14 protein-coding genes are annotated in these 12,642 nt (G+C 51.2%); 5 read left to right on the forward strand and 9 right to left on the reverse strand.

All coding sequences use genetic code 11. The features are described from left to right. Positions 1 to 178: 178 nt before the first annotated feature. Entirely contained in the window at positions 179 to 328 is a 150-nt protein-coding gene (locus ABDW36_RS23970) for a hypothetical protein (protein ID WP_343704472.1), read from the reverse strand. Between ABDW36_RS23970 and ABDW36_RS23975 the strand changes: the two genes are divergently transcribed. Beyond that, complete coding sequence (locus ABDW36_RS23975) at positions 327 to 863, forward strand: histidine phosphatase family protein (protein WP_343704473.1); 537 nt, start codon at positions 327 to 329, stop codon at positions 861 to 863. The genes ABDW36_RS23970 and ABDW36_RS23975 overlap by 2 nt on opposite strands. Positions 864 to 1,005: 142 nt before the next feature. On the opposite strand, the gene ABDW36_RS23980 is transcribed toward ABDW36_RS23975, so the two are convergent. Continuing rightward, positions 1,006 to 2,532, reverse strand: coding sequence for an aldehyde dehydrogenase family protein (locus ABDW36_RS23980; RefSeq protein ID WP_343704474.1), 1,527 nt, complete (start codon positions 2,530 to 2,532; stop codon positions 1,006 to 1,008). 75 nt (positions 2,533 to 2,607) lie between these two features. On the opposite strand from ABDW36_RS23980, the gene ABDW36_RS23985 reads away from it, so the two are divergent. Both ABDW36_RS23985 and ABDW36_RS23990 read left to right on the forward strand, forming a co-directional pair. Further along, positions 2,608 to 3,177 carry a YeeE/YedE thiosulfate transporter family protein gene (locus tag ABDW36_RS23985; RefSeq protein ID WP_343704475.1) on the forward strand — a complete coding sequence of 190 codons (570 nt, stop codon included), beginning with the start codon at positions 2,608 to 2,610 and terminating at the stop codon, positions 3,175 to 3,177. Beyond that, a complete protein-coding gene (locus tag ABDW36_RS23990) occupies positions 3,174 to 3,584 on the forward strand; it encodes a DUF6691 family protein (RefSeq protein ID WP_343704476.1) in 411 nt (136 codons plus the stop codon). Before ABDW36_RS23985 ends, ABDW36_RS23990 begins: the two co-directional genes overlap by 4 nt. A 74-nt stretch (positions 3,585 to 3,658) precedes the next feature. Here the strand turns inward: ABDW36_RS23990 and ABDW36_RS23995 are convergent, their stop codons facing one another. Then, positions 3,659 to 4,552 (reverse strand): DUF1338 domain-containing protein, encoded by an 894-nt coding sequence (locus ABDW36_RS23995; protein WP_343704477.1) that lies wholly within the window; start codon positions 4,550 to 4,552, stop codon positions 3,659 to 3,661. 721 nt (positions 4,553 to 5,273) lie between these two features. Further along, a complete protein-coding gene (locus ABDW36_RS24000; RefSeq protein ID WP_343704478.1) occupies positions 5,274 to 5,606 on the reverse strand; it encodes a helix-turn-helix transcriptional regulator in 333 nt (110 codons plus the stop codon). Between the two features lie 492 nt (positions 5,607 to 6,098). On the opposite strand from ABDW36_RS24000, the gene ABDW36_RS24005 reads away from it, so the two are divergent. Both ABDW36_RS24005 and ABDW36_RS24010 read left to right on the forward strand, forming a co-directional pair. Next, positions 6,099 to 6,557 (forward strand): PIN domain-containing protein, encoded by a 459-nt coding sequence (locus ABDW36_RS24005; protein ID WP_343704479.1) that lies wholly within the window; start codon positions 6,099 to 6,101, stop codon positions 6,555 to 6,557. Next, on the forward strand, positions 6,554 to 6,712 hold the full coding sequence (locus ABDW36_RS24010) for a hypothetical protein (RefSeq protein WP_343704480.1): 159 nt from the start codon (positions 6,554 to 6,556) through the stop codon (positions 6,710 to 6,712). The genes ABDW36_RS24005 and ABDW36_RS24010 overlap by 4 nt, the downstream gene beginning before the upstream one ends. Positions 6,713 to 6,854: 142 nt before the next feature. Here the strand turns inward: ABDW36_RS24010 and panB are convergent, their stop codons facing one another. From panB to panD, 5 genes are all read right to left on the reverse strand, one after another. Next, positions 6,855 to 7,673 carry a 3-methyl-2-oxobutanoate hydroxymethyltransferase gene (gene panB / locus ABDW36_RS24015; RefSeq protein WP_343704481.1) on the reverse strand — a complete coding sequence of 273 codons (819 nt, stop codon included), beginning with the start codon at positions 7,671 to 7,673 and terminating at the stop codon, positions 6,855 to 6,857. Positions 7,674 to 7,777: 104 nt separating this feature from the next. Beyond that, positions 7,778 to 8,662, reverse strand: coding sequence for an exopolyphosphatase (locus tag ABDW36_RS24020; protein WP_343704482.1), 885 nt, complete (start codon positions 8,660 to 8,662; stop codon positions 7,778 to 7,780). 26 nt (positions 8,663 to 8,688) lie between these two features. After that, positions 8,689 to 10,839 carry a polyphosphate kinase 1 gene (ppk1, locus tag ABDW36_RS24025; RefSeq protein WP_343704483.1) on the reverse strand — a complete coding sequence of 717 codons (2,151 nt, stop codon included), beginning with the start codon at positions 10,837 to 10,839 and terminating at the stop codon, positions 8,689 to 8,691. Positions 10,840 to 10,943: 104 nt separating this feature from the next. Continuing rightward, on the reverse strand, positions 10,944 to 11,960 hold the full coding sequence (locus ABDW36_RS24030) for a lysylphosphatidylglycerol synthase transmembrane domain-containing protein (protein ID WP_343704484.1): 1,017 nt from the start codon (positions 11,958 to 11,960) through the stop codon (positions 10,944 to 10,946). An 18-nt stretch (positions 11,961 to 11,978) separates the two neighbouring features. After that, complete coding sequence (panD, locus tag ABDW36_RS24035; RefSeq protein ID WP_343704485.1) at positions 11,979 to 12,323, reverse strand: aspartate 1-decarboxylase; 345 nt, start codon at positions 12,321 to 12,323, stop codon at positions 11,979 to 11,981. Between the last annotated feature and the right edge of the window lie 319 nt (positions 12,324 to 12,642).

The following is a 12,642-nucleotide window of genomic DNA, read 5'->3' on the forward strand; positions in this document are numbered from 1 at the left end:
CCTAAAGATTACAATTCAAATACCACAATTGGTTAAAGATATGATAAATGTGTTATAACAGGGGTTTGGATGTGGTGAGTGGCGAACCGGCCTGACTGCTGGTGCTTTTTTTACTTGAAAAATATAGTGCTCTTAATTATCCTGTTCTGCCGTTTTATCTCACCAGGCCGGCCTTTCGTCACATTTCAGCCGTACCGGCTGCCATTTGGGCTAATTTTAAAGTGTCAACCCTCCCCCTGATTTGCTGTAAAAAGGGGCAAATATCCGCCAATAATCCGGATACCGGATTGACATTAACATTTGTTTTACCAATTAAATTTTCCGCCATGTTACGAATTTCTTTATGCTTGTTAATGCTGTGGGGCATTGTATGCTCCATGCAGCCGCCGGGCACGGCGGCCACCACGGTCGTATTTGTGAACTGTGCCGAAACCACGCCCGGTGAGAAGGGGCCGGTTTTAACGGCTACGGGCAGGGAGCAGGCCGGGCAGCTGGCCCGTTTCCTCCGGGATATGCCGGTAGAGGCCGTTTATTCTCCTTACTCCGGCTGCCTGCAGCAAACGGTAGAGCCGCTGGCCGCCTCCAAGAACACAACGGTACGCTACTTCAGGGATGCCTGTGAGGCCAACCCGGACGTGATGGACCACATTCTCCAGGAAATGATGATCAAACATACGGGCAAAACCATTGTTATTTGCGCGCCGCCGAAAAGTATTTTAAAGATGGCGGGCATGCTGGGAATACGCCAAAAAGAGCTGAAACCCGGAATGGGCTTGTTTGAAGAGATACTGATCGTGAACGTTTTTTATGCCGGCGAAGCGGTAGCACAAAAGTTGAATATGAATTTTCAAAAAAAAGTGTAATATTTATACCCGGAGAGAATATATCTGTACTTCTCAGTACATTATTCTTTCTCATAAGCATGGTTTCCGTTTAACGAAAAAGCGGGGTTATCCAACCCCGCTACTTTTATAACTTGCCTTTCTTTTTATTCAGCTTTCCTGTTTACAAGTCAAATTTGATCCCCTGCGCCAGCGGCAGCTTGTCTGTGTAATTGATGGTATTGGTTTGCCTGCGCATATAGGCCTTCCAGGCATCAGACCCGCTTTCACGGCCGCCGCCGGTCTCTTTTTCCCCGCCAAAAGCGCCGCCTATTTCCGCGCCGGAGGTGCCGATGTTTACATTGGCAATGCCGCAGTCTGAGCCGGCCTGTGAAAGGAACTGTTCTGCCTCCCGCAGGTTCAGTGTCATGATAGCGGAGGAAAGCCCCTGGGGCACGCCGTTTTGCAGGGCAATGGCCTCTTCCATGGTGCTGTATTTGATGAGGTAGAGGATGGGGGCAAACGTTTCGTGCTGCACAATGCTGTAGCTGTTTTCCACCTCCGCTATGGCCGGCTTCACATAGCAGCCTGACTCATAGCCTTTGCCTTCCAGCACGCCGCCTTCCACCACAAAGCGGCCGCCTTCGGCCTTGCATTTTTCGATAGACTGCAGGTACATTTCTACGGCATGCCTGTCTATGAGCGGGCCAACGTGGTTCTGCTCGTTGAGCGGGTCTCCGATGCGGAGCTGGGCATAAGCGTTCACCAGTTTGTTTTTGAAAGACTCGTATACACTTTCGTGGATGATGAGGCGGCGGGTGGAGGTACAGCGTTGGCCGGCCGTGCCTACGGCGCCAAATACGCAGCCAATAAGGCTCATGTCAAGGTCTGCATCTTTGGAAATGATGATGGCGTTGTTACCGCCCAGCTCCAGCAGGGCCCTGCCCAGCCGCGCGCCTACGGCGGCGCCCACGCTCTTGCCCATACGGGTGGAGCCGGTGGCGGATACCAGGGGAATGCGGGTATCTTCCGCTATCCATTCGCCCACTTCCCGCTCGCCGGTTACCAGGCAGCAAACGCCTTCGGGCACGCCGTTGGCGGCAAATACCTTTGCCGCAATGTGCTGGCAGGCAATAGCGGTGAGTGGTGTTTTTTCAGAGGGCTTCCAGATGCAGACATCCCCGCATACCCAGGCCAGCATGGCGTTCCAGCTCCATACGGCCACTGGAAAGTTGAAGGCGGATATAATGCCGGCAATGCCCAGCGGGTGCCACTGCTCGTACATGCGGTGGCCGGGCCTTTCGGAGTGCATGGTGAGGCCATGCAGCTGGCGGGAGAGCCCCACCGCAAAATCGCAGATGTCGATCATTTCCTGCACTTCGCCGTAGCCTTCCTGCAGGCTTTTGCCCATTTCATAACTTACCAGGCGGCCCAGGGCCTCTTTCTGGCTGCGCAGGGCTTCGCCTACCTGCCTCACCACTTCGCCGCGGCGGGGAGCCGGCCAGCCACGCCAGGTTTTAAAGGCTGCTGCCGCCTGTTCTACCACAGCGTCATAGTCTGCACGGGCGGCGGTGGTAACGGTGGCAATTTCCTGCCCGTCTACAGGAGAAAAAGACACGATCTGCCGGCCGGTGGCAGGCAGCCACTTTGTACCGGTAGATACGCCGCTGTTCACTTTCTCAATGTTGAACCCTGTTAAGATCTTTTGCATAATTTATGATTATTCATTGCTAAATTCAATTTTTGCGGGCGTTCACGCATTCGCCATATCCTGTAATTCTGATATATGAACTTTCTGAAACAACCCTGGCCCTGGTACGTTGCGGGCCCCCTGATAGGGCTAACGGTCCCTCTGTTACTGATCATCGGTAACAAGGCGCTGGGCATTTCGTCTTCATTGCGCCACATCTGCGCTGCCTGCTTTCCCGGCAAAATTCCTTTTTTTCAGTATGACTGGCAAAAAGAAAGCTGGAATTTGTTTTTCGTTGGCGGCATTGCCCTGGGCGCGCTGTTTTGCCTGCTGTTCCTGTACAACGGGGAGCCGGTGCAGCTCAATCCCCACACCATAGCCGCGCTGAAGGCGCAGGGCGTGCAGGAGTTTGACGAGCTGATGCCGGGCGATATTTTCAACTGGGGCAATATTGCCAGCCCGGTGGGCCTGCTCTTCTTTGTGATTGGCGGCTTCCTGGTGGGCTTCGGCACGCGCTACGCGGGCGGCTGTACCAGCGGGCATTCCATCATGGGCCTGTCTACCCTGCAATGGCCGTCGCTGGTGGCCACGGCCTGTTTTATGGCCGGCGGCTTTGCGATGACGAACCTCCTTTTACCTTCACTCATGAAATGGCTGCTGTTATGAAAAACCTGAAATACCTCTTCATCGGCATGCTCTTCGGCATCATACTCGTGAAATCCGAAGTGATCTCCTGGTTCCGGATACAGGAAATGTTCCGGCTGCAGTCTTTCCACATGTACGGCGTAATTGGCAGCGCCGTGGTAACGGGCATGCTGGGCGTGTGGCTGCTGCGCAAGCTCGGCATCCGCACGCTGTCAGGAGAGCCCATCGTTATTCCCAAAAAGCCTTTCACCAAAGGGAATATATACGGAGGACTCATTTTCGGGCTGGGCTGGGCCATTACCGGCGCCTGCCCGGGGCCGCTCTTTGCGCAGGTGGGCAGCGGTTTTACAGTGGTGATCGTAACGTTGCTGAGCGCTGTTGCGGGCACCTGGGCGTATGGCCGCTGGCGGGAGAAATTGCCGCATTAGGCATGACTGAACGGCCGCCGGGTGCCTAGTGCTTCCCCGTTGACGCGAAAAGCCGGTACCTGCCGCATTAGGCGCTATTGCTTCCCCGTTTGCGCGGAGTAAGTACTCTCAAAGATCTTGTCTGCATTATTAGCTTCAAAGCCTTCCCGGCGGTGCTCCCGGCGTATTTCGGAGGGAGGCAGCTGCGCAAATTGCGGCAGCACGCGCCGCTCTGCAAACTCCACGTAAGAGCCGGCAATGGCATGTTTTTCATCGTTAGCAAAAGTAGCCTCTATCATGCGCGCCACGGTGGAGCTTTGCAGTAATCCTTTATCAGGACTGGTCTTGATCTTCCCGCCCGAATCATTGAGGCGGAAACCGTGCTTTTCCAAGAAGGTGTTGAAATCCGCTACGGTGTTGTAGCCGGGTTGCAGGTTATGGACGCTGATGGTGAAATGGTTCAGGTAATAGCGATTGTAGATCACCCAGGCGGCATACTCGCTTTCTTCCGCCAGTACCTTGTAGTCTGCCAGTGTGGGCGTACGCCAGAGAGCGCTGTGCAGAAAATGGTCTACTGCCGCGCCGTCATCCAGGTTGAGCGCGTTCACGGGGTCACCGGTTACTTCAGCTGTATAACTTTTGATGATCTCCTGCGCGCGCGGGCTGAGGTCTTTGACCCGCAGCTCGCTGATGAAAATGCGCGGGTATTGTTCAGCGGGGGGAGCATACCAGTACGCGTCCAGCTTTTTTTCAGGAAAATGGTAATAGTCTTTTTTCGTATAGCCGTAGTGGAGGAATATCTTTTCGAGCGACTGTATGCCCAGGTGCTCCACGCCCAGCGTGCGGAAAGCAATGTGGTCGTTCTCGATATCGCCGGCCTGGCTGATGATGCCTTCGGCAATCATGGCATTGATGATGCCGCCTACGTCGGGAACGCGTTCCCTGTAACGGCTCATTAATCCATCCAATACCGTTTCCAGTGTTGTCATAGTCAATTACGGATTAAAAAATGTGAATTGCGGATAATGAAAGAGCGGGGTACGGCAACCGTCATGGCACGTGCGAGCAGGTGCTGCGCAGAAAGGAGAGGAGGGAAAGCTGTATGTTGAGCAATTTGTTCACGGGTACGAATATAAGGAAATTATACCGGGAAGCGTTGGGTTAGTTGATAGGTTTGGCTAGCGGCGGGGTAATACCTCTTTTGCGCATCAGTTGCTTTACTTTCGTTTTCCAGCCGGTACGGGCGGATATCCAGGTTTTGCTATGGGGCAACCCTTGTCAAGTTGTATTCGGGCATCCTTATTTGTGGGAATATCTGTGAAAGAGAGGAACTTGATAACGGCGGGCCACCATCTCGCAGACCCGGTTGCTGATCCTTTCTTTGGTGGATTTGAGGCTCCAGATGATTTCATCGCTAGTGTAAATTATCTCCAACCGGGCAATGTCATCGTTGAAGGTCTTTTCATTACTCATGTACAGGGCACGGGAAATTATCAGATGCTGATCCCGGTCTGCGTCTAATTGTTCCAGCCTGACATCCCAAAAAAGATACTTCGGAAAAATTGATGAAATGTTTATAGCCTTGTTCACCTTCGAAATTTAGGAAATCCTATTTATTACAATTTTGATCAGCGCTTTACACAGTTCTTGAAGTAGTGACGATTTACCTTTGCTCTACAAGGATACTCGTTTCAGGCAAAATGCTATGTTTCATTTCAAAATTTCCTGAAGTTTTGCCCTGGTAATAAAGGCATCAATAACCGCCCAAATGTGTTTCTGGTCGCCTTCAGGCAATTTTGTGATTTCTTGTAACCTGAATTCCTCATTTCCTGCTGTAGTTTGTTCCTGCATTCCATATACTAAAAAGTCGAGAGTAGTACCCAATTCCCGGGCAATCTTTCCTGCCACTTCAATGGAGGGCATAATTGTTCCCCTTTCATACCGGCTAATCATGTCTTTTCCCGTATCTACCAAAACTGCCAGATCCTTTTGACTCAATCCTTTGAGGTCCCGAAGTTTTGCTACTCTATTACCAAATGTCATTTCAAACAGTTTATTTACAAAGTAATATATTTTTCGTAAGTTTATTCGATCTATGTACCTACAAACATGTTTGTAAATATACATATTAGTATAATTATTTTGTTAAAATAAACTTATTTGTCTGTAAAAAAGACTTAAGTGCCTTTAACTGTTGAAGGCTTTTTTGTATCTTTAATAGACAAATAAATATAAAATGGATACAAAAACCACCAACCCGGTTAACCCGGCCCCGAAAGGCTTACGACACCTCACCTGTAGCCGTTCTCCTGCAGGTAAATCCCAACTAAGGATTACAGGTAAATGGCTAGAACAAGCCGGCTTTCCAATTGGCTCTATTGTAAGCGTGGAAGTTAAGCGAAATTGTTTAGTCATCAACAAGCTACCTCTTAAGTGGAGGTATGAGCACCATGTACGGCGGTATGCCGTAGACTCTATGGGGACTGAGGTAGAGTTAAAATAAAACATTATTCATTTTTCTTCAGTATTTTAGTAATGGTGAACGTTTATACTGATACATCCGTTATTGGCGGCTGTTTTGATTCTGAATTTAAGGAATGGAGCCTGGCCCTGTTTGAGGAATTTAAAGCAGGTACTAAAAATCTTATACTTTCTGATGTGGTAGCCCTTGAATTATCTTCAGCCCGGCAGGAAGTCCATTCAAAGATAAATGAAGTACCTTTGCAGTACAGGATTGAGTTGACCACCACACAGGAGGTGATTACTCTGGCCAAAACCTATATTGCGGAAGGGGCGCTAGGCAATAAAAGCTACAATGATGCGCTACACATTGCACTAGCTACAATAAATAATGCAGAGGTGCTGGCAAGCTGGAATTTCAAGCATATCGTGAACCTGAACAAAATAAGGTTGTACAATTCAATAAATATGCGGCTGGGATACAAACTCATAGAGATTCGTTCTCCCCGCGAAATTTTAAACACAAGGCAATGAAAAAGGCTAAAAAATATGATGCAGTGCAGGAGGTCCGGGAGATACGGGAAAAGTTGAGCGTCAAGTACTTTGACAACCCTGACAAATTGCTGGAGGACTTAAAGGCTGCACGGAAGAAGTTTTTCAAGAAGCAGCCCAAACCCAAAGCTGTTTAGATGAGTGCCCTATCGGCGTCCTCATCTTTATGGTTCCGCTATATTCCATTAAACCAGCTTATATTCACCTTCACAAAAAATGCCGGAAGGCAGCCCCTCCGGCATTCAAAGATCTATACAGTTCCAGCGCTGCGTAATTGCCTCAATACTGCTCCTTATCATTCGGGAAATCCCGCTTCTTCACGTCCTGGTGGTATTGCTGGGCGGCCTTGTAAATATCATCGTACAGGTTGAGGTAACGGCGGAGAAAGCGGGGCTTGAACTCCTTGTTGATGCCCAGCATATCATGCATTACCAGCACCTGCCCGTCTACATACTTGCCCGCGCCGATGCCGATGGTGGGAATGGTCAGCTGTTCGGCCACCTGTTTGCCCAGGAGGGCGGGTATTTTTTCCAGCACAATGGCAAAGGCCCCGGCTTCCTGCAGCAGCAGCGCGTCTTTGATCAGCTTTTGGGCTTCGCTTTCTTCCGTGGCGCGTACGGCATAGGTGCCGAACTTGTAGATAGACTGGGGGGTGAGGCCCAGGTGGCCCATCACGGGCACGCCTGCGCTGATGATCCGTTTTACGGATTCTATGATCTCTTCGCCGCCTTCTATCTTCACGCCGTGGGCGCCGGTTTCTTTCATGATGCGGATGGCGGAGCCCAGGGCTTCCTTGGAGTTGCCCTGGTAAGAGCCGAAGGGCAGGTCTACCACCACAAAGCTGCGCTTGATGGCGCGCACCACGGAGGAAGCGTGGTAAATCATCTGGTCGAGCGTAATGGGCAGCGTGGTTTCGTGGCCGGCCATGACGTTGGAGGCGGAATCTCCCACCAGCAATATATCTATACCGGCATCGTCAAATATCCTGGCCATGGAAAAGTCATAGGCGGTGAGCATGGAAATCCGCTCGCCGTCTGCTTTCATTTTCTGCAGGATATGCGTGGTGATGCGTTTGATCTCTTTGTTTACAGCAGACATTACTATCAGTTATTCGTATTGAAAGATCCGGCCCTGGCCGGCAAACCAATCCACAAAGTTGCAATATAAATCGGATTTCGGCAGTATTTTGTTAGGAGCGGCGTTTATACCCGGGTTATCTCGTTGTAGAGGGAGCGTACCAGCCCGTCCGCAAGGCCTATTTTGGGCACAAAGATCTCTTCAATGTCCGTCCACCGCATTACGTTCACGTATATCTGCAGGGCAGGAACGATCACGTCTGCACGGTCCTCGCGCAGGTTGTACAGGTGTATCCTTTCTTCCACGGTGAAGCTGCTGAATTCCTTGTAATAGTCCTTGAGCAATTCAAGAGAGAGGGGTTTGCCTTCTTTCCGTTTGGAGAGGGAGAACACCTTGTTGATGTTGCCGCCGGAACCGATGGCCACTACGCCGTTGTATACACGCAGCTGCTGGCGCAGGAAATCTTTCATCTGCTGCCAGTGGGCTTCTGTTACCTGGTTTTGCAGCAGGCGGATGGTGCCGATGTTGAAAGATTCCTTGAATATAAGGCGGTTGCCGCTGAAGAAGGTCAGCTCCGTGCTGCCGCCGCCTACGTCTATATAAAGATAGCTGCGGGTCTTGTCCAGGTTTTCTGCAATGTGGTTCTCGTAAATGTAGGAGGCTTCTTCCTGGCCGGTAATGAGCCGCAGGTCCATACCGGTTTCCAGCTTTACGCGCTCCAGTATCTGCGGGCCGTTGGCGGCGTCCCGCATGGCCGAGGTGGCTGCCGTTTTCAGGTATTTCACTTCATATACGTCCAGCAGCAGCTTGTAGGCCTTGATGGTGTTCACCAGGCTGTCAGCCCTTTTGTCTGAAATAGCGCCGCTTGAAAATACGTCTATCCCTAAACGCAGCGGTACGCGTACCAGGTTCACCTTGGTAAAATCCATCTCGCCGTTCGCCTTCGGGGAGGCCTCCGATATCAGCAAACGTGCGGCGTTAGAGCCTATGTCAATCGCTGCCAGCTTCATGAGTCAATTACAGATTCGCAATTGTCTCAAAGGTATGTTTTTTCGTGGAGGTATTTGAATATTTCAAGTTGGGCGCGGATTTTACGGCCATTGCTGTGTTTGTAGGCGTTTTGCTGCTCATTGTCCAGTATGCGCACTTTTACATTGCTGTTGAGCTGTATGTCCAGTATCTCGCGCAGCTCCTGCCTGATCACGTTGTTCTCAACCGGCACCGCCGCTTCCACGCGGTGGTCCAGGTTGCGCACCATCCAGTCTGAAGAGGCTATGAACGTTTTCTCGTTGCCGTTATTATGGAAAATGAACACGCGGGCATGCTCCAGGTATTCGTCTATGATGCTCACGGCCTCGATGTCTTTTTTCCACTTTTTATTTTCCGTATAGGCGCAACAGATACCCCGTATCACCATCTTGATGGTAACGCCGGCCTTGGCGGCATCGTAGAGTTTGGCAATCAGCTCATCGTCAGAGAGGGAGTTCATTTTGATGATGATGGAGGCGGGTTTTTTCCGGCGTACGTTGCGTATTTCGCGGTCTATCATCTTCAGGAAAAACTTCCGCATGTTGAAGGGGCTGACAATAAGGGTTTTGCAGGCCATCAGCAGCTTTTCGTCATGACTGGGCTTTTCCAGGTAGGCAAAAATGCGGTTGATGTCTGCCATAATGCCGCGGTTGGCGGTGAGCAGGCAATGGTCTCCATACACGCGGGCGGTTTTTTCATTGAGGTTGCCGGTGCTCACAAACCCGCATTGTACGGTTTTGGTGCCGATGCGTTTTTTGATCACGCAGAGCTTGGCGTGCACCTTCATGCCGGGAATGCCGTACAGCACTTTCACGCCTTCTTCCTCCAGCCGCTCTTTCCATTGCAGGTTGGCCTCTTCGTCAAAGCGGGCGCGCAGCTCCAGCACTACCACTACCTGCTTGCCGTTGCGCACGGCGTTGATCAGCGCATTGATGATGCGGCTGTTGCGGGCCAGGCGGTAGGCGGTTATTTTGATGGTGGTCACGTTGGGGTCCATGGCGGCTTCGCGCAGCAGGTCTATGATGGTATCGAAGGAGTGATAGGGGAAGTGCAGCATCACGTCTTGCATGGCAATTACCTGCATGACGCTGGGCGCGTTCTGGAACAGCGGGTGGATGAAGGTTTTGCGGCGTGTACGCTCGCGGGTGAACACCTTCTCCGGGAAATCCATAAAGTCCTTGAAATTATGTATCCGGCCGCCGGGTATCAGGTTGTCCCTTTTAGACAGCCCCAGGCGGCGCATCAGGTATTCCAGCACAATAGGGTCTATCTGCTGGTCGTATATAAAACGCACGGGCTTGCCCTTGCGGCGGGCTTTCAGGCCTTTTTCTATCTGGTGAATGAGACTGGTGGCAATATCGTTGTCTATGTCCAGCTCCGCGTCTCGCGTTACCTTGATGATCCAGGATGAGAACTTGTCATACCCGAAAAATGAAAAGATATGCGGCAGGTTGAAGCGGATCACGTCTTCCAGCAGAATGATGCTGTGCTCGCCTTCTTTGGAAGGCAGTATCAGGAAGCGCGGCAGCACGCTGGTGGGTATTTCTATGAGGGCAAATTTCTGGCGGATGGAATTGTCTTCCCGTGCCAGCAGCACGGCCAGGTAAATGGACTTGTCTCTCAGGAAAGGCATGTGGGTGATGCCTTCTATCATGAGGGGGATGATGTTGGTGCGTACTTCCTCATTGAAGTAGTTGGTCACAAACTTCTGCTGGTCCCGGTTGAGCTGCTTGTCTGTATGCAGGTGGATCTTTTCCTTTTTCAGCTCATCCTCAATTTCTTTCCAGATGCGGTTAAACTCTTGCTGCTGGCTGATCACGGTGCGCTGTATCTCGTCCAGTATCTGGTCTGGATTTTCTTCCAGGTGCATTTTTGCGCTGCGGCCTACCACGCCCATGCGTTTGAGGGTGGCCACGCGCACGCGGAAGAACTCGTCGAGGTTATTGGAAAAAATACCAAGGAAACGGATGCGCTCATAGAGCGGCACAGTAGTGTCAGCGGCTTCCTGCAATACCCGTGCATTGAATGAAAGCCAGCTTATATCTCTTACAATTGTTTTTCTTTTCCTGAACGTACTGTCTGTTTTTTCAGTTTTTTTCACCGGGTCTTTTTTATGTTTAACCGGCAACATAGGGATGGCATTCATATCCATACTCATAATCACATGATTTTTAACAAGCTGCAAAAGCAGCCTGCTCTAACCGCAAAAGTTAGTATAAACAAATTGCCAGCCTATAGTGGCGGTGTTAAGTTTCTATTAAATTACGACTTTCCGGGGGATTTCCGGTTGTGGACCGGCAGCCAGATGAAGGAAATGAGCCCCAGCAGGCAGATGAGCAGGGTTTGTGCGCCCCAGATGATCCAGCCGAAGGCCATGCCTATAGGGCCTGCAATGTTATAGAGGAGCAATGTTTTCTGCACCAGGTAGGGGTATACGCCAATGCCGCCCGGACTAACTATCATGGCTACACTGCCCAGCGCCAGTACGGTAAGGGCGGCGGTAAGGCCCAGGTGCTGGGTGGCGGGCAGGCAAAGGAAGCCTACGTAGAGCATGCCCAGGTACTGCGCCCAGATGCAGCAGGTATGGAAGAGGAACCAGCCCAGCTTTTTGCGGTCCATTTTCACGATGGAAAGAAAGCCGTCCATCACCCCGCGCATGAGCGCTTTCAGCTTGATGGCGGCCCGGGAGGCGGCAAAACGTTTCAGCAGGAAAATAAAGATGCCCACGGCCAGCAGCGCAATGCCCAGCACCATCAGCAGCTGGGTGGTGTTGGCGTTGGCCAGCTTCTGCTCCGCGGCGGGCCATACTTCGGCGGAGAGGTAGGCGGAAACAATGTCCAGCTGCAGCAGGAAGCAGAGGAGGAACACAATGGCCAGGCACACCAGGTCAAGCGCTCTTTCGGCTATCATGGTGCCAATCAGCTTGTCTGCGGGTATCTTCTCGTAATTGGCCAGCACGCCGCAGCGGGCTATCTCCCCAAGGCGGGGCACGCCGGTGTTGACCAGGTAGCCTACCATTACGGCAAAGAAGGTGTTGAGCACGCCGGGGCGGTAGCCCTGGGTGCCGATGAGTATACGCCAGCGCAGCGCCCGGGAAAGGTGGCTGCCGATGCCGATGATGAAGGCGGGAATGATCAGCCAGTAGTTGCCGCTGAGGAAAGCCGATTTTACGTCCGCATAGTCCTGCGGCGTCATGTCTTTCAGCGCCAGCCAGATCATCAGCACGCCAATGCTTAAAAAGGCCAGGAATTTGAGAATGTTTTTAAGCGCTTTTGGCATGGGGACGTATTAACCGGGTTATAATTTATTGCCTTCTTTCGGGAAAATGGCGATAGGGGTGAATTTTTTGGCTTCTTCAAAATCCATGGTGGCATAGGAGATAATGATCACAATATCGCCCACGGCTACCAGGCGGGCGGCGGGCCCGTTCATGCAGATCACGCCGGAGCCGCGTTTGCCTTTGATCACATAAGTTTCAAGGCGCTCACCGTTGTTCACGTTCACCACCTGCACTTTTTCATTAACAATGAGGTTGGCGGCGTCCATGAGGTCTTCGTCAATGGTGATGCTGCCCACGTAGTTCAGATTGGCTTCCGTGATAACCGCTCTGTGAATCTTCGATTTCAGTACTTCGATCAACATATTTCTGGTGTAGTCCGCAAAGGTAGAGGAATTTTGGATAATCGGAAGGGAAGGGGCAGGAATTGTGAATTTGCCGGCCCTGTAAGCCATTATCAGGATTATTGTTGAACCCTGTAAACCAATATCAGTATTTTCTGACTGAGGGTGTAAAGCTATATCAGGACAAGCCTCTGTGACTTGTAAAGGTTTTTCAGGGTCACATCCTAAAATAGGTTTACACCCAAAAATGTAAACCAATGAATCAATTAAAAAGAAGGGGCCGTCGTAGTATCCATGATTTGGCCTTTAAGCGGCAAGTAGTCGCCCATTACTGTAGCGG

The sequence above is a fragment of the Chitinophaga sp. genome (genome assembly GCF_039596455.1).
Lineage (GTDB): Bacteria > Bacteroidota > Bacteroidia > Chitinophagales > Chitinophagaceae > Chitinophaga.